General features: G+C 72.1%; 19 protein-coding genes. 12 read left to right on the top strand and 7 right to left on the bottom strand.

Going from position 1 to position 26,158, the window contains the following annotated elements:
* Nucleotides 1-116: 116 nt before the first annotated feature.
* Complete coding sequence (gene hemE / locus ACIQKA_RS19205; protein ID WP_383150925.1) at nt 117-1,193, bottom strand: uroporphyrinogen decarboxylase; 1,077 nt, start codon at nt 1,191-1,193, stop codon at nt 117-119.
* 91 nt (nt 1,194-1,284) lie between these two features.
* Here hemE and ACIQKA_RS19200 point away from each other — a divergent pair, with 91 nt between their 5' ends.
* From ACIQKA_RS19200 to ACIQKA_RS19150, 11 genes are all read left to right on the top strand, one after another.
* Nucleotides 1,285-1,977, top strand: a complete 693-nt coding sequence (locus ACIQKA_RS19200) for a DUF3000 domain-containing protein (protein ID WP_383444424.1) — start codon at nt 1,285-1,287, stop codon at nt 1,975-1,977.
* Nucleotides 1,978-2,247: 270 nt separating this feature from the next.
* A complete protein-coding gene (locus ACIQKA_RS19195) occupies nt 2,248-2,913 on the top strand; it encodes a response regulator transcription factor (RefSeq protein WP_015037008.1) in 666 nt (221 codons plus the stop codon).
* 81 nt (nt 2,914-2,994) lie between these two features.
* Nucleotides 2,995-4,278 carry an HRDC domain-containing protein gene (locus ACIQKA_RS19190; RefSeq protein ID WP_383158937.1) on the top strand — a complete coding sequence of 428 codons (1,284 nt, stop codon included), beginning with the start codon at nt 2,995-2,997 and terminating at the stop codon, nt 4,276-4,278.
* A gap of 218 nt (nt 4,279-4,496) precedes the next feature.
* Entirely contained in the window at nt 4,497-5,711 is a 1,215-nt protein-coding gene (locus ACIQKA_RS19185; RefSeq protein WP_383158934.1) for a thiolase family protein, read from the top strand.
* Complete coding sequence (locus ACIQKA_RS19180) at nt 5,708-7,837, top strand: 3-hydroxyacyl-CoA dehydrogenase NAD-binding domain-containing protein (RefSeq protein ID WP_391097142.1); 2,130 nt, start codon at nt 5,708-5,710, stop codon at nt 7,835-7,837. Before ACIQKA_RS19185 ends, ACIQKA_RS19180 begins: the two co-directional genes overlap by 4 nt.
* Nucleotides 7,838-7,984: 147 nt before the next feature.
* On the top strand, nt 7,985-9,028 hold the full coding sequence (locus ACIQKA_RS19175; protein WP_402541644.1) for a signaling protein: 1,044 nt from the start codon (nt 7,985-7,987) through the stop codon (nt 9,026-9,028).
* Between the two features lie 267 nt (nt 9,029-9,295).
* A complete protein-coding gene (locus ACIQKA_RS19170) occupies nt 9,296-11,290 on the top strand; it encodes a hypothetical protein (RefSeq protein ID WP_383184980.1) in 1,995 nt (664 codons plus the stop codon).
* 67 nt (nt 11,291-11,357) lie between these two features.
* A complete protein-coding gene (locus tag ACIQKA_RS19165; RefSeq protein ID WP_402541643.1) occupies nt 11,358-12,851 on the top strand; it encodes an SDR family NAD(P)-dependent oxidoreductase in 1,494 nt (497 codons plus the stop codon).
* Between the two features lie 50 nt (nt 12,852-12,901).
* Nucleotides 12,902-13,705: a rhamnogalacturonan acetylesterase gene (locus ACIQKA_RS19160; RefSeq protein ID WP_383158921.1), complete on the top strand. Its 804-nt coding sequence runs from the start codon at nt 12,902-12,904 to the stop codon at nt 13,703-13,705.
* A 9-nt stretch (nt 13,706-13,714) separates the two neighbouring features.
* On the top strand, nt 13,715-14,539 hold the full coding sequence (locus ACIQKA_RS19155) for an Ig-like domain-containing protein (RefSeq protein WP_383158919.1): 825 nt from the start codon (nt 13,715-13,717) through the stop codon (nt 14,537-14,539).
* On the top strand, nt 14,536-16,140 hold the full coding sequence (locus tag ACIQKA_RS19150; protein ID WP_383158917.1) for a glycosyltransferase: 1,605 nt from the start codon (nt 14,536-14,538) through the stop codon (nt 16,138-16,140). The genes ACIQKA_RS19155 and ACIQKA_RS19150 overlap by 4 nt, the downstream gene beginning before the upstream one ends.
* Here the strand turns inward: ACIQKA_RS19150 and ACIQKA_RS19145 are convergent.
* Entirely contained in the window at nt 16,117-17,301 is a 1,185-nt protein-coding gene (locus ACIQKA_RS19145; protein WP_391097145.1) for a hypothetical protein, read from the bottom strand. The genes ACIQKA_RS19150 and ACIQKA_RS19145 overlap by 24 nt on opposite strands.
* Before the next feature lie 146 nt (nt 17,302-17,447).
* Here ACIQKA_RS19145 and ACIQKA_RS19140 point away from each other — a divergent pair, with 146 nt between their 5' ends.
* Nucleotides 17,448-18,512 carry an LCP family protein gene (locus ACIQKA_RS19140; protein WP_383158913.1) on the top strand — a complete coding sequence of 355 codons (1,065 nt, stop codon included), beginning with the start codon at nt 17,448-17,450 and terminating at the stop codon, nt 18,510-18,512.
* 67 nt (nt 18,513-18,579) lie between these two features.
* On the opposite strand, the gene ACIQKA_RS19135 is transcribed toward ACIQKA_RS19140, so the two are convergent.
* From ACIQKA_RS19135 to ACIQKA_RS19115, 5 genes are all read right to left on the bottom strand, one after another.
* Nucleotides 18,580-19,662: a hypothetical protein gene (locus ACIQKA_RS19135; RefSeq protein ID WP_383447263.1), complete on the bottom strand. Its 1,083-nt coding sequence runs from the start codon at nt 19,660-19,662 to the stop codon at nt 18,580-18,582.
* Between the two features lie 97 nt (nt 19,663-19,759).
* Nucleotides 19,760-21,238 (bottom strand): amino acid permease, encoded by a 1,479-nt coding sequence (locus ACIQKA_RS19130; RefSeq protein ID WP_383158939.1) that lies wholly within the window; start codon nt 21,236-21,238, stop codon nt 19,760-19,762.
* Nucleotides 21,239-21,438: 200 nt separating this feature from the next.
* Nucleotides 21,439-23,361: a 1-deoxy-D-xylulose-5-phosphate synthase gene (gene dxs, locus ACIQKA_RS19125; RefSeq protein WP_383158908.1), complete on the bottom strand. Its 1,923-nt coding sequence runs from the start codon at nt 23,359-23,361 to the stop codon at nt 21,439-21,441.
* Between the two features lie 499 nt (nt 23,362-23,860).
* On the bottom strand, nt 23,861-25,180 hold the full coding sequence (locus tag ACIQKA_RS19120) for a sugar ABC transporter permease (protein WP_383155772.1): 1,320 nt from the start codon (nt 25,178-25,180) through the stop codon (nt 23,861-23,863).
* Nucleotides 25,177-25,965, bottom strand: a complete 789-nt coding sequence (locus ACIQKA_RS19115; RefSeq protein WP_376232146.1) for an ATP-binding cassette domain-containing protein — start codon at nt 25,963-25,965, stop codon at nt 25,177-25,179. Before ACIQKA_RS19115 ends, ACIQKA_RS19120 begins: the two co-directional genes overlap by 4 nt.
* Nucleotides 25,966-26,158: the final 193 nt, after the last annotated feature.

Raw genomic sequence — 26,158 nt, 5'->3', positions numbered from 1 at the left:
CCCGTGAACGTCTCCACCCACAACGGCTCAGCCCGCAACACCCCGCCCATACAGGCAAAATGCCCAGAACTGAGCCTTCTGCAACACCCTTTAGGCGGTGCTCCCCGGCGGCCGGGTCAGACGGCCGTGTGGGTGTGCACGTGCTCGACGAGGCGGGTCAGCGCGTCCGGGTCGGTGGTCGGCAGGACGCCGTGGCCCAGGTTGAAGACGTGTCCCTCCAGGCCCTTCGCGGCGGCCAGGACCTCGTCCGTCTTGGCCTCGACGGCCTCGCGGGAGGAGAAGAGGACGGCGGGGTCGAGGTTGCCCTGGAGCGCCTTGCCGGGGCCGACGCGGCGGGCGGCCTCGTCGAGCGGGACGCGCCAGTCGACGCCGACGACGTCCGCGCCCGCCTCGCCCATGAGGCCGAGCAGCTCGCCCGTGCCGACGCCGAAGTGGATGCGCGGGACGCCGTAGCCGGCGACCGCGTCGAACACCTTCACGGAGGCGGGCATCACGGAGCGGCGGTAGTCGGCCGGGGCGAGGGCGCCGACCCAGGAGTCGAAGAGCTGCACGGCGGAGGCGCCGGCCTCGATCTGGACCTTGAGGAAGGCCGAGGTGATCCCGGCGAGGCGGTCGAGGAGGTCGGCCCAGAGCTGCGGGTCGCCGTACATGAGCGCCTTGGTGTGCTCGTGGTTGCGCGACGGGCCGCCCTCGACGAGGTAGCTCGCGAGGGTGAAGGGCGCGCCGGCGAAACCGATGAGCGGCGTGTCGCCCAGCTCACCGGTGAGCATGCCGATGGCCTCGGTGACGTAGTGGACGTCCTCGGGGGTCAGGTCGCGCAGCCGGGCCAGGTCGGCGCGGGTGCGGATCGGCTCGGCGACGACCGGGCCGACGCCGGGCTTGATGTCGAGGTCGATGCCGATGGCCTTGAGGGGGACGACGATGTCGCTGAAGTAGATGGCGGCGTCGACCCCGTGGCGGCGCACCGGCTGGAGCGTGATCTCGGTGACCAGCTCGGGCCGCATGCACGACTCCAGCATGGGGATGCCCTCGCGGACCTTCAGGTACTCGGGGAGGGAGCGCCCGGCCTGCCGCATGAACCAGACGGGGGTGTGCGGCACCGGCTCGCGCCGGCACGCCTTGAGGAACGCGGAGTCGTGCGTCCGCGACTGCTGCTTGGTCTGCTGGCCCTGCGGGCCGTCGTTGGCACTCACGCCCAGAATCTTCGCATGTGGCGGGAAGCCGCTCGTCCGGGCCGGGTGTCCCTCCCTGCACGGAGGCCCCGTTCCGCCTACTCTTCCCCGCATGGCTGCGGCTCAGGGACACTTTTCCGATCATTCCGACGGCGATCGAGGGACGGACGAAACGGCGGGCAGTACGGAGGCGAACCCGGTGCCACCGGCCTTCCGGCGGGCGGTGGAGGCCTTGCGCGCGGCGCGGCTGCGGTCCGAGATCGAGGTGGACCCGACCAGGCCGCCGCAGCGGCTGGCCCCGTACGCGTACGCGGTGGAGGCGGCGGTCGTCGACGGCGAGGACGACCTGGCGGACGGACGGCTGGTGCTGCTGCACGATCCGGCCGGGCACGAGGCCTGGAAGGGAACGTTCCGCCTGGTGACGCTGGTGCGGGCGGAGCTGGAGCCGGAGATGGCGGCGGACCCGCTGCTGCCGGAGGTGTGCTGGTCCTGGCTGACGGGGGCCCTGGAGGCGCGGGGGCTCGTGTACGGGGAGGCGAGCGGGACCGTGACGATGGCGGGCTCGCACTACTTCGGCGGGCTCGCGGACCGGCGGCCGGCGACCCAGATCGAGATCCGGGCGTCCTGGACGCCGCGCGAGGGCCCGAACGGGGCGCCGGACACGGGGGCGCACCTGGCCGCCTGGTGCGACCTGCTCTGCCAGATCGCGGGGCTGCCGCCCGCGCCCGCCGAGCCGGGGGCGGGGACGACCGCGGGGGCGGGCGTCGTCTCGCTGCCGCAGCGGCGGGGCCCGCAGCAGGTCTGACGTTTCCCGGGGCGCCCCGGCGCGTTGTACAGGGCGTTCGGAAAGACGCTCCGGGCCTCCCCCGGGAGGGTGAAGGATCGGGGCCCGCTCGTAGGATGATCGATCAGGCGTCCGAATTGCCCTAATTGTTACTCACCAAATCGTGATCTTTCCCTAAAGGCGGGCGGCCCTGCTGCCGAAGGAGTCAGTGACCCCCTTCGCAGCACGGGTCCCGCCCCCGGCTTCTTCCCCGAGCCGGCTCCGTCCCCCACCTTCCCCCCAGGAGGCCTGGTGTCCGTTCTCCTCGAGCAGCCCGCAAGCCTGGTCGCCTACCGCCCGAACAAGCCGACGGCCATGGTCGTCGTGGCCGACCCGCGCGTCCGTTCCACCGTGACCCGTCACCTGTGGGCCCTCGGAGTACGTGACGTGATCGAGGCGTCGTCCATCGCGGAGGCCCGCCCCCGCGTCGGCAACCCGCGCGACATCTGCGTTGCCGACGTCCACCTGCCCGACGGCAGCGGCCTGACCCTGCTGTCCGAGACCCGCGCCGCGGGCTGGCCCAACGGCCTCGCCCTCTCGGCCGCCGACGACATCGGCGCCGTGCGCAACGCCCTCGCGGGCGGTGTGAAGGGCTACGTCGTCACCGGCACCCGGACCAACATCGGTCACCCCACCCGCCCCGGCGCCGCCCCCATCGGCGCCGCGGCGGCCCGTCTGGGCCACCGCCGCCCCCCGGGCGCCCCGAGCCACCCGGGCGGCTACCGCGAGCTCTCCGGCCGTGAGGTCGAGGTGCTGCGGCTCGTCGCGGAGGGCCAGTCGAACAAGGCGATCGGCGTCTCCATGGGCCTGTCCGCCCTGACCGTCAAGAGCCACCTCGCCCGCATCGCCCGCAAGCTGGGCACCGGCGACCGCGCCGGCATGGTCGCGGTGGCCCTGCGGACGGGGATCATCCACTGACCTGCGGTGGACAGGCGGCGGGCACCTGTCGACGGAACGTTCCGTCGACAGGTGCCCGCCGTTCACCGATACCCTTGACGGGTGACCGACGCCCAAGAGACCGCAGCAGACGCGGCACCGCGCACCACCGGGGGCGGCCCCCCGGACGACGACGTCCCTGCGATTGGGCTTCCGATCCCGTTGCTGGCGCCCCGCGAGGGCGTTCCGCCCGTCGTCGAGACCGAGGACGCCCTCGCCCGGGTGATCGCCGCCTTCGCCGCCGGAACCGGCCCCGTGGCCGTGGACGCCGAGCGCGCCTCCGGCTACCGCTACGGCCAGCGCGCCTACCTCGTCCAGCTCCGCCGCGAGGGCGCGGGCACCGCCCTGATCGACCCCGTGGGCTGCCCCGACCTCTCCGGGCTCGGCGAGGCGCTCGCCGGGGCCGAGTGGATCCTGCACGCGGCCACCCAGGACCTGCCCTGCCTGCGCGACATAGGCATGCGGCCGACCTCGCTCTTCGACACCGAGCTGGCCGGGCGGCTCGCGGGCTTCCCGCGCGTCGGCCTCGGCGCGATGGTGGAGTCCGTCCTCGGCTACGCCCTGGAGAAGGGCCACTCCGCCGTGGACTGGTCGACCCGGCCGCTCCCCGAGCCCTGGCTGCGGTACGCGGCGCTCGACGTCGAGCTGCTCGTCGACCTGCGGGACGCCCTGGAGGAGGAGCTCGACCGGCAGGGGAAGCTGGAGTGGGCGCACCAGGAGTTCGACGCGATCGCCGCCGCCCCGCCCGCCCCGCCGCGCAAGGACCCGTGGCGCCGGACCTCCGGGATGCACAAGGTGCGCCGCCGCCGCCAGATGGCGGTCGTACGGGAGCTGTGGACGGCCCGCGACCGGGTGGCCCAGCGGCGCGACGTCTCCCCGGGCAAGGTGCTGAGCGACGCGGCGATCGTGGAGGCGGCGCTCGCGGTGCCGGTGAACCTGGCCGCGCTGACCGCGCTGTCCGGTTTCGGCCATCGGACGGGCCGGCGCCAGCTGGAGCAGTGGCAGGCGGCGGTGGACCGGGCCAGGGCACTGCCGGAGAACGAGCTGCCCCAGCCGGGCCAGCAGCCGGCGGGGCCGCCCCCGCCGCGCGCCTGGGCCGACAAGGACCCGGTCGCGGCGGCCCGCCTGTCGGCGGCGCGCGCGGCGGTCTCGGCGCTCGCGGAGGAGCTGAACCTGCCGCAGGAGAACCTGATCACCCCGGACACCGTGCGCCGGGTCTGCTGGGAGCCGCCGTCCCCGGCCGACGCCGACCGCGTCGCCGCCGCCCTGACGGGTCACGGCGCGCGCCCCTGGCAGGTGGAGCTGGTGACCCCGCTCCTGGTGAAGGCGCTGGCGGCGACCGCGTAACCGCGCGGGCGGAACTCCCGCGCGGAGCCCCCGCACCCGGAAGGGTGACGGGGGCTCCGCCGTTTCCGGTCATCTGCGGCAGAGTTCCCGGTGTGACCTTCGCCGCTTGGCCCCCAGGGGGTGGGCAGCATGGTTACCCGCAAGTAGCATGGGGGAGCAAGCGCACGCTTAGCCGTGCGCCGCAGCAGTGCCATCCCGCACCCTGGAGGAGAGCCATCGTGCCTCGTACCGTCAGGGACGTCGTCTTCGTCGACGGCGTCCGCACCCCGTTCGGCAAGGCGGGCCCGAAGGGCATCTACCACGAGACCCGCGCCGACGACCTCGTCGTGAAGGCCATCCGGGAGCTGCTGCGCCGCAACCCGGGCCTCGACCCCGCGAAGATCGACGAGGTCGCCATCGCCGCGACCACGCAGATCGGCGACCAGGGTCTGACCCTCGGCCGTACGGCGGGCATCCTCGCCGGCCTGCCGCAGTCGGTGCCGGGCTACTCCATCGACCGCATGTGCGCCGGCGCGCTGACCGCCGTCACCACGGTCGCCGGCTCGATCGCCTTCGGCGCCTACGACGCCGTCATCGCCGGTGGCGTCGAGCACATGGGCCGCCACCCCATGGGCGAGGGCGTCGACCCGAACCCGCGCTTCGTGTCGGAGAAGCTCGTCGACGAGTCCGCCCTCTTCATGGGCATGACCGCCGAGAACCTGCACGACCGCTACCCGAGCATCACCAAGCTGCGCGCCGACGAGTACGCCGTGCGCTCGCAGGAGAAGGCCGCCAAGGCGTACGCCGACGGCAAGATCCAGCAGGACCTGGTGCCGATCTCGGTCCGCCGCACCTCCCCCGAGGGCGGCGAGACGGGCTGGGGCCTGGTCACCGCCGACGAGCCGATGCGTCCGGGCACCACCCTGGAGTCGCTGGCCAACCTGAAGACGCCGTTCCGCGTCCACGGCAACGTGACCGCGGGCAACGCGGCCGGCCTGAACGACGGCGCCACCGCCTCGATCATCGCCTCCGAGGACTTCGCCCGGGAGAACGACCTCCCGGTCAAGATGCGCCTGGTCTCGTACTCCTTCGCCGGCGTCGAGCCCGAGGTCATGGGCTACGGACCGATCCCGGCCACCGAGAAGGCCCTCGCGCAGGCCGGCCTGTCCATCGAGGACATCGGCCTCTTCGAGATCAACGAGGCCTTCGCCGTCCAGGTCCTCGCCTTCCTGGAGCACTACGGCATCGCCGACGACGACGCCCGCGTCAACCAGTACGGCGGCGCCATCGCCTACGGCCACCCGCTGGCCTCCTCCGGCGTCCGTCTGATGACGCAGCTGGCCCGCCAGTTCGAGGAGAACCCGCAGGTCCGCTACGGCCTCAACACCATGTGCGTCGGCTTCGGCATGGGCGCGACGGTCATCTGGGAGAACCCCCACTGGGAGGGCAAGTGAGCACCACCGCCGAGCTTCTGAAGGGCGCCGCCGAGCTCTTCCCGGACGAGGTCGTCACCAGCGCCCACGTACGGCACTTCGAACTGCCCGCGGGTGCGGGCCGGTTCGCGCTGATCACGCTGGACAACGGCTTCGACCACACCAAGCCGACCACCTTCGGCCCGCAGTCCCTCGCCCACCTGAACACGGCGATCGACCAGGTCGAGGCGGAGGCCGCGAACGGCGAGATCGTCGGCGTCGGCATCACCGGCAAGCCGTTCATCTTCGCCGTCGGCGCCGACCTCAAGGGCGTCGAGCTGCTGAAGAAGCACGACGAGGCGCTCGCCATCGGCAAGGGCGGCCACGACGTCTTCAAGCGTCTGTCCTCCCTCGCCGTGCCGACCTTCGCGTACTACAACGGCGCGGCCATGGGCGGCGGCGTCGAGGTCGGTCTGCACTGCACCTACCGCACCGTGTCGAAGGCCCTGCCGGCCTTCTCGCTGCCCGAGGTCTTCCTCGGCCTGGTGCCCGGCTGGGGCGGCTGCGCCCTCCTGCCGAACCTGATCGGCGCCGAGAAGGCCGTCTCGGTCATCATCGAGAACTCGCTGAACCAGAACCGCCAGCTCAAGGGGAAGCAGGTCTTCGAGCTCGGCATCGCCGACGCCCTGTTCGAGGGCGCGGACTTCCTGGAGCAGTCGCTGATCTGGACGGCCTCCGTCCTCAACGGCACCACCACCGTCGAGCGCCCCGAGGTCGACCGCGGCGAGGCCTGGGACCGGGCCGTCGCCAAGGGCCGCTTCGTCGCCGACTCCAAGGTGCACGGCGCCGCCCCGGCCGCCTACCGCGCCCTCGACATCATCGAGGCCGCCAAGGACGGGGACCTCCAGAAGGGCTTCGACGCCGAGGACCAGGCCCTCGCGGACCTGATCATGGGCGGCGAGCTGCGCTCCGGCATCTACGCCTTCAACCTGGTGCAGAAGCGCGGCAAGCGCCCCGCCGGCGCCCCGGACAAGTCGCTGGCCCGCCCGGTCACCAAGGTCGGCGTCGTCGGCGCCGGTCTGATGGCCTCCCAGCTCGCCCTGCTCTTCCTGCGCCGCCTGGAGGTGCCGGTCGTCCTGACCGACATCGACCAGGAGCGCGTCGACAAGGGCGTCGGCTACGTCCACGCCGAGATCGAGAAGCTGCTCGGCAAGGGCCGCATCAACCAGGACAAGGCCAACCGCCTCAAGGGCCTGGTCTCCGGCGTCCTGGACAAGGCCGCGGGCTTCGCGGACGCGGACTTCGTCATCGAGGCCGTGTTCGAGGAGATGTCCGTCAAGCAGAAGGTGTTCGCGGAGGTCGAGGCGGTCGCCCCGGCGCACGCGATCCTCGCCACCAACACCTCCTCGCTGTCCGTCTCGGAGATGGCCTCCAAGCTCAAGCACCCCGAGCGCGTGGTCGGCTTCCACTTCTTCAACCCGGTCGCGATCCTCCCGCTCCTGGAGATCGTGCGCGGCGAGCAGACGGACGACGCCTCCCTCGCCACCGCCTTCGGCGTGGCGAAGAAGCTGAAGAAGACCGCGGTCCTCACCAAGGACGCCCCGGCGTTCGTCGTGAACCGCATCCTGACCCGCTTCATGGGCGAGATCCAGAACGTCATCGACGAGGGCACCCCCGTCGAGACCGCGGAGAAGGCCATCGAGCCGCTCGGCCTGCCGATGTCGCCGCTGGTCCTCCTGGAGCTGGTCGGCCCGGCGATCGGCCTGCACGTCTCCGAGACCCTGAACCGCTCCTTCCCCGAGCGCTTCACGGTCTCCCCCAACCTGAAGGCGGTCGTCGAGGCCGGCAAGCGCGGCTTCTACGTGTACGACTCCGGGAAGCCGGAGCTCGACCCCGAGGTCGCCGCCCTCCTCGAGCAGGGCGACACCGTCCTGACCGAGGAGCAGGTCCGCGACCGCGTCCTGGACGCGGTGGCGCAGGAGATCGGCCTGATGCTGGAGGAGGGTGTCGTCGCCGAGGCGCAGGACATCGACCTCTGCCTGATCACGGGTGCGGGCTGGCCCTTCCACCTGGGCGGCATCACGCCGTACCTGGACCGCGAGGGCGTCTCCGAGCGCGTCAACGGGAAGCGTTTCCTGGCGCAGGGCGTGGCGAGCGTCCCGGCGTAGCGCACACCGGACGGCGGATGCCGGCGGCCCCTTCCCGGGGTCGCCGGCATCCGCCGTTCGCGCGCAGGAGGGGGCACGGCCGTTCGACCTCCGTTTCCGGGGTGACAGAATGGTGGATCTTGTCCTCGGAAGAACGGTTTCCGCACCATGGCGCACCCCGGTTCCGGTCCCAGCCGCCGTACCTTCCTGATCGCCGGCACGGCCGCGCTGGCCGCCGGCGGGCTGGGCGGGCTCGCCCTGTGGGGCGACGGCAGGACCGAGGACGCCAAGAACGCGGCGCCGGCGATCGCGGGCGGCTTCGACATCGCCCGCCCGACCCGGCTGTGGCGGCCCACCGCGCTGAACGACACCACGGGGCCGCAGTCGCTGGCCTTCGACGACGTGCGCCGGGACGTGTACGCGGTGCAGCTGGCGCAGGGCGGGCTGACCCTGGAGGACGACGAGGAGGAGCCGGTCGACGCGGACCGGCGCAAGCGCGACGGGGACCTGTGCGTCACCCGGTTCTCCCGGTCAGGGGAGCGTCTGGGGCGGATGTACCTGCGGGGCTTCGGCCACGGGGTGTCGATGGGGGTGGAGCCGCGCGGCGACGTCGTCTGGCTGTGGGTCGAGTCCCGCCCGAAGTCGGGGTACGGGCAGGCCGTCGCCCGGGTGCGCTTCGCCGACGGCGCGGTGCTCGACGGCGACGACCCGGCGGTGCGGCACCACCCGATCGCCCCGAAGGGCTCCACCCGGGTCCACCCGGCCGTCGACATGGCCGGGGAGCGGCTGCTGGTCAGCTACCGGCACGCCACGGGGCACGGGTACACCGTGCACCGCCTGCGGGACGTCGTCGCGGACGACTACACCCCCGCGCACCGGATCGCCCGCACGCCCCACCTGGAGGACGAGACCTTCCAGGGGTGCGCGCTGTACGGGAACCACGTCTACCAGTTGACCGGGAACCCCTACAGCAAGGCCGACGGGAGGAACCCCCGCGATGCGGGCGGAAACACCTTCGTCTCGGCCGTCGACGTGCGGACCGGCACCTCGGCCGGCCGGCAGCTCGTGACCGTCGACCCCGGGCTGCGCTACCGGGAGCCCGAGGGCATCGCCGTGCGGCTGGCCCCCGATCCGGTGCTCTGCATGGGCTTCTCGGTCAAGGCGGCGGACCGACGCGAACTCGCCCTCTACGGCTTCGCGCCCCGCGCGTGACCGGCGCACCGGGTGACCGGGAGAACACTTTCGGTGAGTGGTTGTAGGCGGAGAGGGCGCGCTTGCGGAAGATCTTGATAACTATTCAATGACCTTTCTCACTAGGTTTACTTTCCTGATCGTTCGGGTACGTTTCCCGCCTTCACCGGCCTATGATTTGTCGACGCTTTACCGCGTCTTCACAAGTCGACTGGCACGCCCCACCGTGGCGCAGTCTCAGCGCGCAACGACACGCGTCGCGTACACGGCAGGGAGGGCCATACAGCCATGAACAAGCAGAAGCGCCAGGCCCTCTTGGGTGTCCTGATCTCCACCGCCCTCATGCTCGGCTTCCTGGGCATGATGGTCGCGGTCGTGATGCCGTCCCTGAAGGTCTTCGCCGTGTCGGCCGCCGTCAGCTACCTGGCCGACATGCTGCTGCACAGCGTCCAGTCCACGACCCTGGAACGGCTGCGCGACTCCCGCTTCGGCCTCACGATCCGCTTCATCATCCGGCAGTTCCTGCTGCTCGGGCTCTGCGGGGCGATGGTGGACATCGACTCCTTCGTGGTGCAGATGACCGCGATCGGGCTGCTCATGCTGTTCGCCCTCCAGCTGGTGTACGGCGCGCTGCTCAAGCACGTCCGCAAGAAGCGCCAGGAGCTCCCGTACACCACCCGCGGCCTCGACATGGAGGGGCTGGGGATCCGGCGCATGCCGCACCCCTTCCTGATGGACAAGCACGTCCGCAAGACGCTGCACCTGGACATCCCGCTGTTCGCGGGCGCCCTCGGCACGATGGCGACCGACAAGTGGCAGTACGTCACCTACGGCGGCATCCTCTCGGTGTCCGCCGCCTACCTGGCCGTGCTCGTGCTGCTGCCGGGCGCCCGCAACGCCCTGATCCTGCCCTCGGCCGACGAGGCCATCGACGAGCTGAACGAGGAGCTCGCCCAGTACCGTCCGCAGGTCGCCCTCTACTTCACCTTCGCCGCCATATCCCGGGACTTCATGTACCAGGTGAACATGTGGCTGGAGTCCCTGGAGGCGCTCGACCTGCGTCCCGTCATCGTGCTGCGCGAACGGGCCACCCTGCGCTACCTGGACGCCACCTCCGTCCCCGTCATCTGCGTGCCGAAGGCCGAGTACCTGGCCCGGGTCGAGATGCCGGAGCTGCGGGTCACGCTCTACCCCGGCAACGCCGGCAAGAACGTGCACATGCTCCAGCGCCACGAGGTCAAGCACGTCTTCATCGGCCACGGCGACAGCGACAAGGCCGCCAGCAGCAACCGCGTGAGCAAGGTCTTCGACGAGATCTGGGTGGCCGGCCGCGCCGGCCGCGACCGCTACGAGCGCATCAGGCACGCCGTGCGCCACGACCAGATCGTCGAGGTCGGCCGCCCGCAGCTGATGTCCCTGCACCGCTGGACCGGGCAGCCCGCCCAGTCCATACCCACCGTCGTCTACGCGCCGACCTGGGAGGGCTGGACCGACGACGCCTGCTACACCTCGGTGATCCCGGCCGGCGAGAAGCTGATCGAGAAGCTCCTCGCGCACAAGACCCGGCTGCGCGTCATCTACAAGCCGCACCCCCTCACCGGCACCCGGTCCCCCGCGGCCGGCGCGGCGCACCGGCGCATCATCGCCCTCCTCCAGGAGGACAACGTCCGGCGGTTCGGCCGTCAGATGACCGACTCGAAGGCCGCCGCGCGCAAGCTGGAGCGGATCGACAAGCGCATCGCCGCCCTGTCCGAGCGCGGCGTCCGCTCCCCGTACCCCGACCTCACCGAGGCCGAGCGGACCGCCCGCATCCGGCGCAGCCGCAACCAGGCCGGAGACCTCTACTGGAGCGCCACGCCCGACGAGGCGCACCACGTGGTCCTGGACCGCATCCCGTCGCTCAACGACTGCTTCAACCACTCGGACCTGCTCATCGGCGACATGTCCAGCGTCGTGTCGGACTTCGTCGCCACCCGCAAGCCCTACGCGATCTTCAACCTGGAAGGCCTGCCGGACGACCAGTTCCGCAACGAGCAGCGCACCGCTTCCGCCTCGTACCTGCTGGACCTGGAGTGCAACGGGCTCGGCGAGGCACTGGACGCGATGCTGGACCCGAGGCGCGACACCATGGCGCCGTACCGGGAGCAGCTCAAGGAGTACCTGCTCGGCCCGGACCACCCGCCGTCCGTCGTCCGCTTCAACGCCGCGGCGAACGACCTCTACGCGCGCGGGCTCCAGGACTTCCCGATCGAGTACCCGGACCACACCCGGGTCGACGTCTAGTCCGCGCCGGCATCCCCTCTTCCTCACCTCGCCCGTCGGCATCACCCTCACCTTGGAGACCGGAGCCGTGACCACTCCCGCCCCCCGCCGCCGTACCGTCGCCGTCGTCCTCGCCGGCGGCACCGGTCAGCGCGTCGGACTCGCCATCCCCAAGCAGCTCCTGAAGATCGCCGGCAAGTCGATCATCGAACACACGCTGTGCGTCTTCGAGAACTCCCCCGAGGTGGACGAGATCATCGTCCTCATGGCGGCCGACCACACGGCGGAGGCCGAGCGGATCGTCGACCGGGCGGGCTTCCGCAAGGTCTCCCGGGTGCTGCCGGGCGGCTCGACCCGCAGCGAGACCACCAGCATCGCCATCCGGCACCTCTCCGAGGGCCTCGCCGAGGGCGAGGACGTCAGCCTGCTGTTCCACGACGCCGTGCGCCCGCTGCTCTCGCAGCGCGTGGTGAAGGAGTGCGTGGAGTCGCTGGAGCGCTACCAGGCGGTGGACGTCGCCATCCCGTCCTCGGACACCATCATCGTGACCCGGACCCACGGCATCGACGGCGAGTTCATCACCGAGGTCCCGGACCGCTCGCGCCTGCGCCGCGGCCAGACCCCGCAGGGCTTCCACCTGTCGACCATCCGGCAGGCCTACGAGCGGGCCCTGGCGGACCCGTCGTTCGAGGCCACCGACGACTGCTCGGTCGTCATCAAGTACCTGCCGCACGTCCCGGTCCACGTGGTCATGGGCGACGAGTACAACATGAAGGTCACCCAGCCCGTCGACGTCTTCATCGCCGACAAGCTGTTCCAGCTGGCCTCGTCGACGGCCCCGGTGCCGGCCGGCGAGGAGTCCTACCGCGAGGCGCTGACCGGCCGCACCGTGCTGGTCTTCGGCGGCTCGTACGGCATCGGCGCGGACATCGCCCGGCTCGCCGACGGGTACGGCGCGACGGTGTACGCCCTGGGCCGGTCCACCACGGGCACCCACGTGGAGAACCCGGAGCACATCGAGGCGGCGCTGGCCGAGGCGTACGCCGAGACCGGCCGGATCGACTACGTGATCAACACGGCGGGCGTCCTGCGCACCGGCCGCCTCGCCGACACCGACGCCGACACCATCCGCGAGGCGACCGAGGTCAACTACGTCGCCCCGGTGAACATAGCCCGCTCCTCGTACAAGTACCTGGCCGAGTCCCAGGGCCAGCTGCTGCTGTTCACCTCCAGCAGCTACACCCGCGGCCGTTCCGAGTACAGCCTCTACTCCTCCACCAAGGCGGCGGTGGTCAACCTGACCCAGGCGCTCGCCGAGGAGTGGGCGGAGGACGGCGTCCGGGTCAACTGCGTGAATCCCGAGCGGACCGCCACCCCCATGCGCACCGCGGCCTTCGGCCAGGAGCCCGTCGGCACCCTGCTGTCCTCGGAGACCGTCGCGCGCAGCGCCCTCGACGTGCTGCTGTCCCGGATGACGGGCCACGTCGTCGACGTGCGGCAGCAGGACCCGGCCTCCGCCCAGTCGGGCTTCGAGCGGGCGATCGCGTCGGTGCTGAGCCGGCAGGAGATCCAGGAGCTCTGAGCTCCGGGCCGCCGCCTCGACGGGGCGGGACACGGGAGGAACGCAGGAACATGACGTACACCGACGAACGCGCGGGCCACCGGACCAGGATCTTCCTGTCCGGCGGTTCCGGAACGGTCACCCGGCCGGTGAGCCATCTGCCCATGGCCGGCTGGGGACAGGCCCTCGACCTGTTCCTCACCGACGAGGTGGAGGTCGTCAACTGCTCGCGGGGACGGGCGAGCACGAAGAGCTTCCGGGAGCGGGGGCGGCTCCAGTGGATCCTCGACGCCATGGCCCCCGGCGACTACCTGGTCATGGCCTTCGGCCAGATCGACTGGAAGCCCGACCCCGGCCTGCACACCGAGCCGTTCGAGGACTTCATCGAGCACCTGCGGGCGTACGTCACGGGCGCCCGGGAGCGCCAGGGCCACCCGGTCCTGATGATGCCGTTCGAGCGGCGGCGGATCGACCGGCACGGCAACGTGAGCCGCTTCCTCGGCGACTACCCGCTGGCCATGCGACAGCTGGCCCAGGAGGAGTTCGTCCCGCTCATCGACGTGTACGGCCAGAGCCTGCAGTGGTGGGAGGAGCTCGGCCCCGAGGAGACCAAGCACGTCTTCACCTACCTGCGCCCCGGCGAGCCGCTCATGCCGGTCGTGCAGGACGCCGACAACGTCCACCTGCGGGCCGACGGGGCCGTGGAGGTGGCCCGCTTCGTCGCCCGGGCGATGGTGACGCAGCAGCTGATCCCCCCGCACTGGGTGAAGGACCTCGACCGGCGGACCTTCTCCTACGACGAGCTGGGCTGGCTCGACGACGCCACGTTCCAGCACCGCACCAAGTCCCGTGTCGCTCCCGCCCGTGATCTGTGAGGCCGGCCCATGAACCACCTGCTGTGCAGCGGCAAGGCCGTCGGCACCGAAGAGGACCGTCCCGGCGTGGCGCACGCCGCGCTCTACTGCTCCGTCCCTCCCTTCAGCGGCGTCGCCCCGGGTGACGTCGTGCAGCTCGCGCTGTCGGTGGCCGTGGAGAACGCCCCGTTCGGCTACGCCTACCTGCACGAGAAGTACTTCGCCGACTCGGCGGAGGTCCTCGCGTTCCAGCAGATGGAGCACTTCCCCCGGCAGCGCTGGTACCGGGTGCGGGCCGAACCCGGCCAGAACGGGGTCGGGTTCCTCTCCGTCCGGGTCAAGCAGCCGCGGAAGAAGGAGCCCCGGCTGCGCCCGCAGATCGCGGTGGCCGTACCGGGGCGGGAGAGCGGCAAGAGGGTGCGGACCGCGTCGCTGCGCGACCGCTCCCTGCTCATCCGCTCCATGTTCGCGCCCGGACTGCGGATCGTCACCGGCCCCGGCGTCCCGGGAACGGCGAACGCGCTGGCCGCCGTCCCGCCCGGCAGCGCGCCGGTCGAGGTGACCCAGCCCCGCCAGGGCACCGCGCGGTTCGATCCGGACGGGACCCTGACCTACCTCCCGTACCAGGGCTTCGCCGGCTACGACCGGTTCGAGTACACCGTCGCGGGACCGAACGGCGAGAAGGTCACCGCCCCCGTCAACGTGTACGTCGGCGGTCTGGAGGGCCGTGCCGGGGTCTTCCCCGAGCACCAGTTCACCACCGAGTTCCGCAGCTGGCAGTGGCCGGAGCTGACCGGCGCGATGCCGTGGCCCGGCACCACCCGACCCCCTCAGAACGGACAGGCGCCGGCATGACCCACCCCTCCCCCGTGCGCCCGGGCGACCTGCGCGACGTCACCGTCGTCCTCCACGTCCGGGACCAGGCGGCCACCCTCCAGGCGTGCCTGGACTCGCTGCTCGGCCAGTCCCTCGGCGCCGAGCGCATCGAGGTCATCGCCGTCGACGACGGCTCCACGGACGCCAGCGCGTCCCTGCTGGCCGGAGCGGAGCAGCGCCACTCCGGCTGGCTGCGGGCCGGCCAGTTCCGGCGGGGCCTGACGACCGCCGAGGCCCGCAACTGGGCCATGAGCCAGGCCACCGGGCGCTACCTGCTGTTCCTGACCGGCGCCGACCGGCTCACGCCGCGGGCGCTGGAGCTGATGGTGGCCTCGGCCGACGACAACGAGGCGGACGTGGTGCTGGGCCGCCTGGAGAGCTCGGGCCGGCACTCCGTCGCGACCTCGATGTTCCGCAGGACCCAGGGTTCGGTGGACCTCTACGGCTCGCGCGTGTACTGGTCGCTGACGCCGGAGAAGCTGTTCCGGACCAGCATGGTGCGCCGCTGCGGCCTGGAGTTCCCCATGGACATGGCCTTCGGCGAGGACCAGGCGTTCACCGCCGCCGCGTACGTCCGCGCCGACAACATCGCGGTGGTCGCCGACGAGCCGTGCGTGGTCAAGGGACCGCCGGCCACCGCGGCGGTGCCCCTGGCGCAGCGGGTCGCGCTGGTCGGCCGGATGCTGGCGCTGCTGGGCTCCGTGCTGCCCCCCGGCCCGGGCCGGGACCTGCTGGTCTCGCGGCACCTGGAGGAGGACCTGGGCAAGGCGACCGGCCGTCTGCTGCTCGCCTCGGACCGGCCCGCCGACCGGGAGCGCGCCCTGCACGGGGCCGCCGAGCTGCTGCGCAACACCGTCCCCCCGAGCGCGCTGGCCCTGCTGCCGCGGCCGCTCGCCGTCCGGTACGCGCTGATCGCGGCCGGCCGCACCGCCGAGGCGGAGCAGATGGCGGCGTACGAGGCGGACACCTCCCGCCCGGCGCCGAAGAAGACCGTCGAGAACGGCCGGGTCTACACCCTGCTGCCGTACTTCCGCGATCCTTCGGTGGGGCTGCCCGACGAACTCTTCGACATCACCGGCAGGATGACGGTGAACCAGCAGCTCACCGGGGCGCGGTGGAACGGGTCCCTGCTGCTGCTCGACGGCCACGCCTTCTTCGAGCAGCTCAGCACCCGGGAGCGGGCCACGAAGGTCGTGCTGCGGCACCGGCTGACCGGTGCGGAGGAGCGCTTCTCGGTGACCGCGCGGCGGGACGAGACGCTGGTCAACTCCAAGGGCAAGACCCGGGCGATGGGCCGGTTCTCCGCGCGGATCAACCTGCGGCAGATGTCCGACGGCTGGCCGCTGGCCACCGGGGTCTGGGACGTCCACCTGGCGGTGAGCTTCGAGGGCGTCACCCAGGAGGTCCGGCTCGGCCGCCGGCGCTCCGACGACGTCGACGTCGTCAGCCGGGCGCCGGTGGTCTTCGCGCCCTCCGCGACGACGCCGGGCCACGAGCTGGCGGCGACGCCGTTCTACACCCCGGAGGGCGACCTCTCCCTCGAGGTGGCGGAGCGGCTACCACTGCCCTCCGGCCGCTGACGGCACATGCGTGCCCTCTCGGTTCCACGGTCCGAACGCGAGGCCGTCCTGGGCGAGGTCCTGACGGGTCAGCATCAGGGCCCCGGTCCCGTCGAACGCGGCGACGACCACGCGGCCCGCGCCGTCCACCCCCGGCTGGGGAGCGACGAGCGGCGTCGTGGGGTCGCCGACGGGCGCCCACCAGGTGCCGTAGCCCTCGTTCTCGGTCACGTAGGCGCTGACCTCGACGGTGCCGTGGGCGCCGGTCTGGGCCAGCACCGTGCAGTCGTAACCGCCGATGGGGGCGCGCGTCACGCCCGGCCGTCCCCGGCCGCCGGCGCCGCCGAGCGGCAGCACCGGTCCGGGCTCGCCGCCCCGGGCTCGCCAGGCGACGACCGAGTCGTCGCCCGGGTGGCGCCAGACGTACGTGACGCGCTTGCGACCGGTCTCCAGGGCGGTCCGGGTGCCGTCGACCACGGCCATGCCGAAACGATCCCGCAGTTCGAACCGGCCGCCTCCGGCCCCCGCCCACCGGTCCACCGAGCCCTGGTGGCCCACGGCGACGACCTCCAGGGGGCCGCCGGTGGGCATCGCCGCCGTGAACTCCCCGGCGTACGCGTGGTCGGTGACGCGCTTCCAGCGGCCCCAGCGGCCCTCGCCGGTGCGGCTGCGCCGGAGGATGCCGGTGCGCAGCAGGGACACCAGGACGTGCACGGAACCGGACACCTGGTTCACCACCACGACCGGGCCGGAGACGACCGTGTCGGCGACGGCGCCGCCCTCCTCCGGGGACAGGCCGGGCGCCCCGAGGTCGTACCAGTCGGCCAGCGGGCGGCCGGTCTGGTACTGGGTGCTGACGACGACGCCCGGGAGGCCGCCGTCCCCGGGGGCGCACAGGCCGGCGAAGTACACGTAGCCCTCGCGGCTGCTCGCCAGGGACAGCGGCCCGACCCAGCCCGGCGTCTCGCTCACGTGCGGTCCGTCGAAGGTCCCGTCCGCGGCCTCGGTCCACCGGACGGGCCCGGCGGCGGAGGTCGCGTACGCGGTCAGCCGGCCGTCGCCGCCGGTGAACAGCCAGCGACCCGCCGGGGCCGAAGGGGCCCCTCCGGTAGCCGGGGCCCGGTCCGCGGCCGTACCGGCCCGCGGGGCCCCGCCCCTGTTCCTGCCACGGATCATGACCATCGTCCGCCCCTACGCCTCTCCGGTCGCGCCGGGGCCCGTCCCGCGCTCCACCACGCGATCACGAGTGGGCACCGACCCACGGCCCCCGGCAACACAAGAACTTCATAGTATTCACTTCATTTTCAACGGAAGAGACTCGACCACTCATGACCGACCTCCACACCCCGGCCGGCGGCAGCCGGCGCAGGAACACGCCCAAGCGGCGCCGTCCGCTGCGGACCGTCCTGCTGACGCTCCTCGTCCTGGTCCTGGCAGCGGGCGGCGGCCTGTACTGGATGTACAACAGCCTGGACGGCAACATCAAGGGCGTCGACATCGAGAAGGCGCTCGGCGACGACCGTCCGGAGAAGCTGCCCACCACCGGCCAGAACCTGCTGGTCCTGGGCTCCGACTCGCGGGCGGGCGCCAACGGCGACCTGGCCGGCGGCGACGTCGGCGGCAGCCGCTCGGACACCGCGCTCGTCGTGCACGTGCCCGAGGGGCGGACCGAGGCCGTCGCCGTGAGCATCCCGCGCGACACCCTGGTCACCCGGCCCGAGTGCACCCGCCGCGACGGCTCGGCCGCGCCCTCGGCCCAGCGGGTCATGTTCAACTCCGTCTACGCCCAGTTCGGCCCGGCCTGCGTGGTCAAGACCGTGGAGGCGATGTCCGGGGTCCGGCTCGACCACTTCCTGGAGATCGACTTCGCCGGCTTCAAGGACCTGGTCGACACCATCGGCGGGGTCACGGTCGACGTGAAGGAGCCGATCGACGACAAGCAGAGCGGCCTCCACCTCGCCGCCGGCGAGCAGCGGCTCGACGGCACCCAGTCCCTCGCCTTCGTCCGCACCCGCCACGGCGTCGGCGACGGCAGCGACCTCGGCCGCATCAGCCTCCAGCAGCAGTTCCTGACCTCGCTCCTCTCCGAGGTCAAGAAGCAGGACCTGCTCGGCAGCCCTGCCAAGAGCTACAAGATCGCCAACTCGGCGACCAAGGCGCTCACCACCGACTCCGCGCTGGCCTCCCTGACCGCGCTCAGCGAGTTCGGCCGGAGCCTGAACGGGGTCGACCCGCAGAACATGGAGACGATCATGCTGCCGGTCGCCTACGACAAGAAGGACCCGAACCGCGTCGTCGCCGCCGAGCCGAACGCCTCCCAGCTCTGGAAGGCGATCCGCGAGGACGCCGAGATCCCCGCGTCCGCGAAGAAGTCCCCCGCCACGGGCGGCTGACCGGGCGCCCCGGCACGACGGTGCCCCGGGCCCCGGAAGGGGATCCGGGGCACCGGTGCGTCCGGGGTCAGATCCGTTCCCAGGCCCCCGGGGCGGCGTCCGTGCCGCCCTTCCCGCGCGCCACTATCGGCTCGCCGCCCGCCGCGACCGCCGCGGCGACGACACCGCCGGAGGCGTCGCTCCCCAGGGCCGGGGGGCCCTGGACCTCGGGGCCGGGCGGGGACCAGCGCGGCCCGGCCCCTTCCCGCTCCGCCGGGTAGGAGGCGAACACCACCCGCCCCGAGGCGTCGCGCTGGGCGATCAGCGTGTGGTCGGCGCCGTCGACGGTACGGCTGACGACGGTCAGCGGGCCCTCGCCGGCCGCGTCGACGAGGGGCGTGGGCGCCAGGTCCCGCTCGGGCGACCAGGCGCACACCCTCCCCTCCCCGTCCAGGTAGAAGGCCGTGACGTGCCCGGAGGGCCCCCGCACGGCCGCCATGGTGCCCATGGTGACCTGGGCGGGCAGGAGCTCCTCGCGGAGCGGCTTCGCGCCGGACTCGCGCTGCACGTAGCGGACGAGCCCCGCGGCGTGCGAGGAGTACAGCTCGACGAAGCCCGAACCGTTGGTGACGGCCACCGGCAGGGGGTCGGTCTTGGAGCCGAGCAGGTCCCACCACGGGTGCCAGCCGCCCGCGTCCTTCTGCGCCCGCACGCTGATGCCGCCGCCGCCGTTCCGGCAGAAGACGTACGCCCGCCCGATGCCGTCCACGGTCACGCTCGGGGTCCCGGTCCACCGGAAGGCGGCGCCGTTGGGGTGGGTGATCGAGCGCCACTCCAGGGCCGGGCGGCCCGTCTGGTACTGGGTGCTGTGCACCAGCTCGACGCGGTCCGGCTCGCCGCCCGCCACGGGCCGCAGGCCGACGAGGTGGACGTACCCGTCGGCGCCCTGGCCCACCGAGAGGCTGGGCAGCAGCCCGCCGCTGCCGCCGATCGGCTCGGGCCCGCTCCAGCCGCCGTCGGCCCCCTCCGTCCAGCGCACCGCCCCGCCGTTCCGGGGCAGGTAGACGCTGAGCCTGCCGTCCTTCCCCCGGGCCAGCCAGGAACCCCTCACTTGCGGGGTGTCGGGAGAGCCGTGGAGGTGGGTGACGGGGGCCTCGGATCGATTCGCCATGGGAGTGCAGCGCTCCGGTCAATCAGGATGCGGGACGGGTACGAGCCGACTGTAGCGGCCCCTCCCGACCCGCCCTCCCCGTGCTCCCGGCGGCCCCTCAGTACCGGGCTTCCCGGCCCTCCCGGCCCAACCGGCTGTGACTCCGCCCGTACAGGAAGTACACGACGATGCCGATCGCCATCCAGACCCCGAACCGGAACCAGGTCTCGCCCGGCAGGTTGAGCATCAGCCAGAACGAGGCGGCGATGGAGAGGATCGGCAGCACGGGCACCCAGGGGGTGCGGAAGGCGCGCGGCAGGTCGGGGCGGGTGCGGCGGAGGACGATGACGCCGGCCGCGACCATCACGAAGGCGAAGAGGGTGCCGATGTTCACCAGGGTCGCCAGCTCGTTGATGCTGGTGAAGCCGGCGACGATCGCGATGATCACGCCGAGCAGGATCGTCGGCCGGTACGGGGTCCTGAACCGGGGGTGCGTGACGGAGAAGAAGCGCGGCAGCAGGCCGTCGCGGCTCATCGCGAAGAAGACGCGGGTCTGGCCGAGGAGCAGGATCAGACAGACCGTGGTGAGGCCGACGGCGGCGCCGAAGCTGATCACGCCCGCGTAGAAGGGGTGGCCGGCGGCTTTGAAGGCGTCGGCGAGCGGGGCGCTGACGGACAGCTCCTTGTAGTTCTGCATGCCGGTGACGACGAGGGAGACGGCCACGTAGAGCACGGTGCAGATGAGGAGCGAGCCGAGGATGCCCCGGGGCATGTCCCGCTGCGGCAGCTTGGTCTCCTCGGCGGCGGTGGCCACTACGTCGAAGCCGATGAAGGCGAAGAAGACCACGGAGGCGGCGGTGAAGATGCCCATGACGCCGAAGTTCGTCGGCTCGTAGCCGAAGATCAGCTGGACCATCGGGGAGTCCCAGCCGGAGCCGCCGCCCTCGGGGGTGACGGCGGGCGGGACGAAGGGCTTGTAGTTGTCGCCGACGATGAAGAACAGGCCGGCGACGATCACGATCATCACCACGGTCACCTTGATCGCGACGACGAGCGCGGTGATCCGGGCGGAGAGCTTCATGCCCAGGACGAGGACCACGGTGATGACCAGGACGAGCAGGAACGCCAGGACGTCGAAGGTGCCGCCCTCGACGTCCGGGCCCTCCAGGGCGGCCGGCAGGTGCCAGCCGATGTTGTCCATGAGCGAGCGGACGTAGCCGGACCAGCCGACGGCCACCACCGCCGTCCCGAGCGCGAACTCCAGGACGAGGTCCCAGCCGATGATCCAGGCGGGCAGCTCGCCGATGGAGGCGTACGCGAAGGTGTACGCCGATCCCGCCACCGGCACCGTCGAGGCGAACTCGGCGTAGCAGAGGGCGGCGAGGGCGCAGACGATGCCGGCGGCGACGAAGGCGAGGGCCGTCGCCGGGCCGGCGTTCTCCTTGGCGACCTTGCCGGTGAGGACGAAGATGCCGGTGCCGATGATGACGCCGACGCCGAAGACGGTCAGGTCCCAGGCGGACAGGGACTTCCGGAGGGCGTGCTCCGGCTCCTCCGTGTCCCGGATCGACTGCTCGACCGATTTGGTCCGGAACACCCCGGAGTTCGCCCGTGGCTGCTGGTCCGTACTCACCGTGGCACCTCCGCGCTCAGCCCGACGTCGGTCTCGGTGCCTCCGCGGGTCGGAGGCTGTGATGACGTCTGCCCGGACAGAGCCAGAATGCACGCGAACGGGCCGGTCGGCACCCGGGAGGGTGAACCGACCGGCCCAAAGGGTGGTGCGGAGGTGCCGCGGGGTCAGTCCCGGGCGGGTTCCACGGCCTTGGCGTCGCTCTCCTCGTACCTGCCGTCGAGGCGCGAGACGAGGCCGGTGACCTGCCGGGCGACGTCCGGGGCGGTCAGGCCGATCTCGGCGAGGACCTCGGCGCGGGAGGCGTGGTCGAGGAAGCGCGGCGGGATGCCGAAGTCGCGCAGCGGGACGTCCACGCCGGCGTCGCGGAGCGCCTGGGCGACGGCCGAGCCGACGCCGCCGACGCGGCTGTTGTCCTCGACGGTGACGACGACCCGGTGGCGCGCGGCGAGCGGGGCGAGGGCCTCGTCGACGGGCTTGACCCAGCGGGGGTCGACCACGGTGGTGGAGATGCCCTGCCGGTCGAGCAGGTCGGCGATCTCCAGGCACATCGGCGCCAGGGCGCCCACGGAGACCAGGAGGACGTCGGGCCTGTCCGTGCCCGGCTCGCGGAGCACGTCCATGCCGCCGACGCGGCGCAGGGCGGGGACGGCGGGGCCGACCGCGCCCTTGGAGAAGCGGACCACGGTGGGGGCGTCGGTGACCTCGACGGCCTCGCGGAGCTGGGCGCGGACCTGGTCGGCGTCGCGCGGGGCGGCGAGCCGCAGGCCGGGCACGACCTGGAGGATCGACATGTCCCACATGCCGTTGTGGGAGGCGCCGTCGGTGCCGGTGACGCCGGCCCGGTCGAGGACGAAGGTGACGCCGCACTTGTGCAGGGCCACGTCCATCAGGACCTGGTCGAAGGCGCGGTTGAGGAAGGTGGCGTACACCGCGAAGACCGGGTGGAGGCCGCCGGTGGCGAGGCCGGCCGCGGAGACCGCGCCGTGCTGCTCGGCGATGCCGACGTCGAAGACCCGCTCGGGGAAGGCCTTGGCGAACTTGTCGAGGCCGACGGGCTGGAGCATGGCCGCGGTGATGGCGACGACGTCCGGGCGCTCCTCGCCGAGGGCGACCATCTCCTCGGCGAAGACGCCGGTCCAGTCGGCGCCGGAGGTGGCGACGGGCAGGCCGGTGTCGGGGTGGATCTTGCCGACGGCGTGGAAGCGGTCCGCCTCGTCCTGGAGGGCGGGCTGGTAGCCGCGGCCCTTCTCGGTGAGGCAGTGGACGATGACGGGGCCGCCGAAGCGCTTGGCGCGCGTCAGGGCGGACTCCAGGGCCTCGATGTCGTGGCCGTCGATGGGGCCGACGTACTTGAGGCCGAGGTCCTCGAACATGCCCTGGGGGGCGATGAAGTCCTTGAGGCCCTTCTTGGCGCCGTGCAGGGTCTCGTAGAGCGGCTTCCCGACGACCGGGGTGCGCTCCAGGATGTCCTTGCCGCGGGCGAGGAAGCGCTCGTAGCCGTCGGTGGTGCGCAGGGTCGCCAGGTGGGTGGCGAGGCCGCCGATGGTGGGCGCGTAGGAGCGCTCGTTGTCGTTGACGACGATGACCAGCGGGCGGTCCTTGGCGGCGGCGATGTTGTTCAGCGCCTCCCAGGCCATGCCGCCGGTGAGGGCGCCGTCGCCGATGACGGCCACGACGTGGTCGTCCTTCTTCAGGACCTCGTTCGCCTTGGCCAGGCCGTCGGCCCAGCCGAGGACGGTGGAGGCGTGCGAGTTCTCGATGACGTCGTGCTCGGACTCGGCCTGCGAGGGGTAGCCGGAGAGGCCGCCCTTCATCTTGAGCCTGGAGAAGTCCTGGCGGCCGGTGAGCAGCTTGTGGACGTAGCTCTGGTGGCCGGTGTCCCAGAGGACCTTGTCCTTCGGGGAGTCGAACACCCGGTGCAGGGCGATGGTCAGCTCGACCACGCCCAGGTTGGGCCCGAGGTGCCCGCCGGTCTTGGAGACGGCGTCCACGAGGAACGTCCGGATCTCGTCGGCCAGCTGGTCCAGCTGTTCCGGGGAGAGCCGGTCCAGGTCTCGCGGTCCCCTGATACGGGTCAGCAGAGCCACCCGTTCCTCCTTGCGTTTGAGCTGGTCGAGCTTGCCGATTTGTCGAGTCTAATGTTCCGTCTTGGATCGTGGGCAGCGGGCCGGGGAGTGAGGCGTCACTCCGACGGTCTACGGGCCGGTGATCCGTACGGCTCCGTGCGGGCGTGTGCACTGGTCCGGACGCACCGGTGCCCGGCGCCGGTTTCACGGCGCCGGGCAGGTGTGGCGAGCGTTACGCGCGCGTGGCGGGGCCTTTCTCCGGGCGCGCCCCGCCGTTTCCCGGGCGCCGGGCGCGTCCGGCCGTCTTCCGGGGCCGGGCGCGTCCGGCCGGTCTTCCGGGCCCCTAGGGCGTGTGTCGAAAGTAGCGCCGTCTGCCCGGAGGGCAGGCCCGGCGGTGTCCGGTGCGTGCGATCGCAAGGCGGAGGGTCGCCCCGATACTGGTTGTATCGGGGTGATCCCGACAACGCGGCGAGCGTGCGTGCCGGGCGCCGCCGGGCAGGCGGGACTTTCGACACACGCCCTAGGCGCGTCCGGCCGTCTTCTGGGTCTTGCGGGAGACGGAGTCGATGATCACGGCGATGAGCAGGACGGCTCCGGTGATCATGTACTGGATCGCGTTGGAGGACAGGTTCATCTGGTTGAGACCCTGGACGATGGACTGGATGACCAGGATGCCCAGGAGCGCCGACCAGACCTTGCCGCGTCCGCCGAAGAGGGACGTGCCGCCGATGACCGCCGCGGCGATGCACATCATGAGCTGGTTGCCGCCGCCGAGGGAGCGGTCGGCGCCGCCGGTCGCGGAGGCGAGGAACAGGCCGCCGACGGCGCCCATGGTGCCGGAGACCATGAAGACCGAGATCCGGATCCAGGAGACGTTGATGCCGGCGCGTCGGGCGGCCTCGATGCCGCCGCCGACCGCGAAGACCTGGCGGCCGTAGGTGGTGCGGCGCAGGACGAAGTCGGTGACCAGCAGGATCACCAGGAAGATCACCAGGGAGAGCGGCAGGCCCTGCTCCTGGTTGAAGCCGTACGCGGCGACGAGGACCAGGACCGCCAGGACGGCGGTGCGCAGGATGATCTCGCTCTGCGGGCGGTGCGGCAGGTCGGCGGCCTTGCGGCGGTGCGCGTCGCGGAACTGGGCCAGGTAGAAGGCGGCGATCACGGCGACGGCCAGGCCGTAGGCGGCGGCGACGTCGGAGAAGTAGTACTTCGTGAGGTCGTTGACGAAGCTGCCGATCGGGGTGGAGATGGTGGAGCGCTCCCCCATCACCCAGGTCTGCAGGCCGGCCCAGCCGAGGAAGCCGGCGAGGGTGACGACGAAGGCGGGCACGCCGATCTTGGCGAACACGATGCCGTGGAAGGCGCCGATCAGGGTGCCGGACAGGATGCCGAGGAGGATGGCGAGGCCGTCGGGCATGTCGGTGCCGAGGACGCCCCAGACGGAGCCGGCGAGACCGGCCACGGAGCCGACGGCGAGGTCGATCTCGCCGAGCAGCAGCACGAAGACGATGCCGACGGCCATGATGCCGGGGCCGACCGCGTACAGCGTGATCTGGTCGAGGTTGTACGAGGTGATGAAGTTGCCGGTGAGGGCCTGGAAGACGATGCCGATGACGATGAGGCCGACGACGACGGGCAGCGAGCCGATCTCGCCGGAGCGGATCTTGCGCTTGAACTCGTCGACGTAGCCCTTGAAGCCCTGCTCGCGGACGAGGAGGCGGGGGTCGACGGCGGGGATCGCCGCGGCGGCCGGGGTCTCGGTGGCCGGCGCGTCGGCGTCGGGGGTGCGGGGCTCGGGCACCGCGGCCTCTTCGCTCGCGGCGGGAGGGGTGTTGCTCACTTCGCTACCTCCGCGTTGCGGGCCTGGCGGCGGGTCACGGCGTTGTCCGTGGCACCGGTGATCGCGGCGATGATCTCTTCGTGCGTGGTGGTGGCGACCGGGAAGGTGCCGTTGTTGCGGCCCAGGCGGAGGACGGCCACGGTGTCCGCGACGGCCTTCACGTCGGCCATGTTGTGGCTGATGAGGATGACGCCGAGGCCCTGCTCGCGCAGCCGCTCGACCAGGTCGAGGACCTGGGCGGTCTGCTCGACGCCGAGGGCGGCGGTCGGCTCGTCGAGGATCACGATCTTCGGGTCGCCGACCAGGGCGCGGGCGATGGCCACGACCTGCCGCTGGCCGCCGGAGAGGGCGGCGACGGGGATGCGGACGCTGGGGATGCGGATGGAGAGGGTGGAGAGCAGGTCCTTCGCGCGCTTCTCCATGGCGACCTCGTCGAGGACGCCGCCCTTCTTGATCTCGCGGCCGAGGAACAGGTTGGCGACGACGTCGAGGTTGTCGCAGAGCGCGAGGTCCTGGTAGACGGTCGCGACGCCGAGGTTCTGGGAGTCGTGCGGACGGGAGATCTCGACCCGCTCGCCCTCCCACTCGATGGCGCCCTCGTCGATGGGGTGCACGCCGGCGATCGTCTTGACCAGCGTGGACTTTCCCGCTCCGTTGTCGCCGACGAGCGCGACGACCTCACCTGCGTGGACTTCGAGATCGACACCGGAGAGGACCTGGACCGCTCCGAATCGCTTGAAGATCCCGCGCAACGCCAGCACGGGCGTCTGGGACACGTGAACCAACTCCTTCGCCGCCCGCGGACGGCGGCACGTCGCGCCGCCGGTGCAGCGCCAACAAAGTTCTGGGGGTGGGCTTCGTCCGGTCCCCGGACCGACAGCGGGGTCTGGGTCGGCCGGGGACCGGACGGGCTCGGGGGGAGGGATCCCGGCCCGTCGCCGTGCGTCGTACGGGGTCTTCACCCTCTGTACGCGAGCG

This window comes from Streptomyces sp. NPDC092045, from assembly GCF_044756005.1.
In the GTDB taxonomy this organism is placed as follows: Bacteria; Actinomycetota; Actinomycetes; order Streptomycetales; family Streptomycetaceae; genus Streptomyces.
This window is presented reverse-complemented; position numbering and strand designations above follow the sequence as displayed.

Bases quoted from the DNA above. Each gene is read 5' to 3' on its own strand.
- ACIQKA_RS19200 (WP_383444424.1), top strand. From the start codon at position 1,285: ATGGCTGCGGCTCAGGGACACTTTTCCGATCATTCCGACGGCGATCGA.
- ACIQKA_RS19150 (WP_383158917.1), top strand. From the start codon at position 14,536: ATGACCCACCCCTCCCCCGTGCGCCCGGGCGACCTGCGCGACGTCACC.
- ACIQKA_RS19140 (WP_383158913.1), top strand. From the start codon at position 17,448: ATGACCGACCTCCACACCCCGGCCGGCGGCAGCCGGCGCAGGAACACG.
- ACIQKA_RS19175 (WP_402541644.1), top strand. From the start codon at position 7,985: ATGGCGCACCCCGGTTCCGGTCCCAGCCGCCGTACCTTCCTGATCGCC.
- ACIQKA_RS19135 (WP_383447263.1), bottom strand. From the start codon at position 19,662: ATGGCGAATCGATCCGAGGCCCCCGTCACCCACCTCCACGGCTCTCCC.
- ACIQKA_RS19170 (WP_383184980.1), top strand. From the start codon at position 9,296: ATGAACAAGCAGAAGCGCCAGGCCCTCTTGGGTGTCCTGATCTCCACC.
- ACIQKA_RS19155 (WP_383158919.1), top strand. From the start codon at position 13,715: ATGAACCACCTGCTGTGCAGCGGCAAGGCCGTCGGCACCGAAGAGGAC.
- ACIQKA_RS19160 (WP_383158921.1), top strand. From the start codon at position 12,902: ATGACGTACACCGACGAACGCGCGGGCCACCGGACCAGGATCTTCCTG.
- ACIQKA_RS19145 (WP_391097145.1), bottom strand. From the start codon at position 17,301: ATGGTCATGATCCGTGGCAGGAACAGGGGCGGGGCCCCGCGGGCCGGT.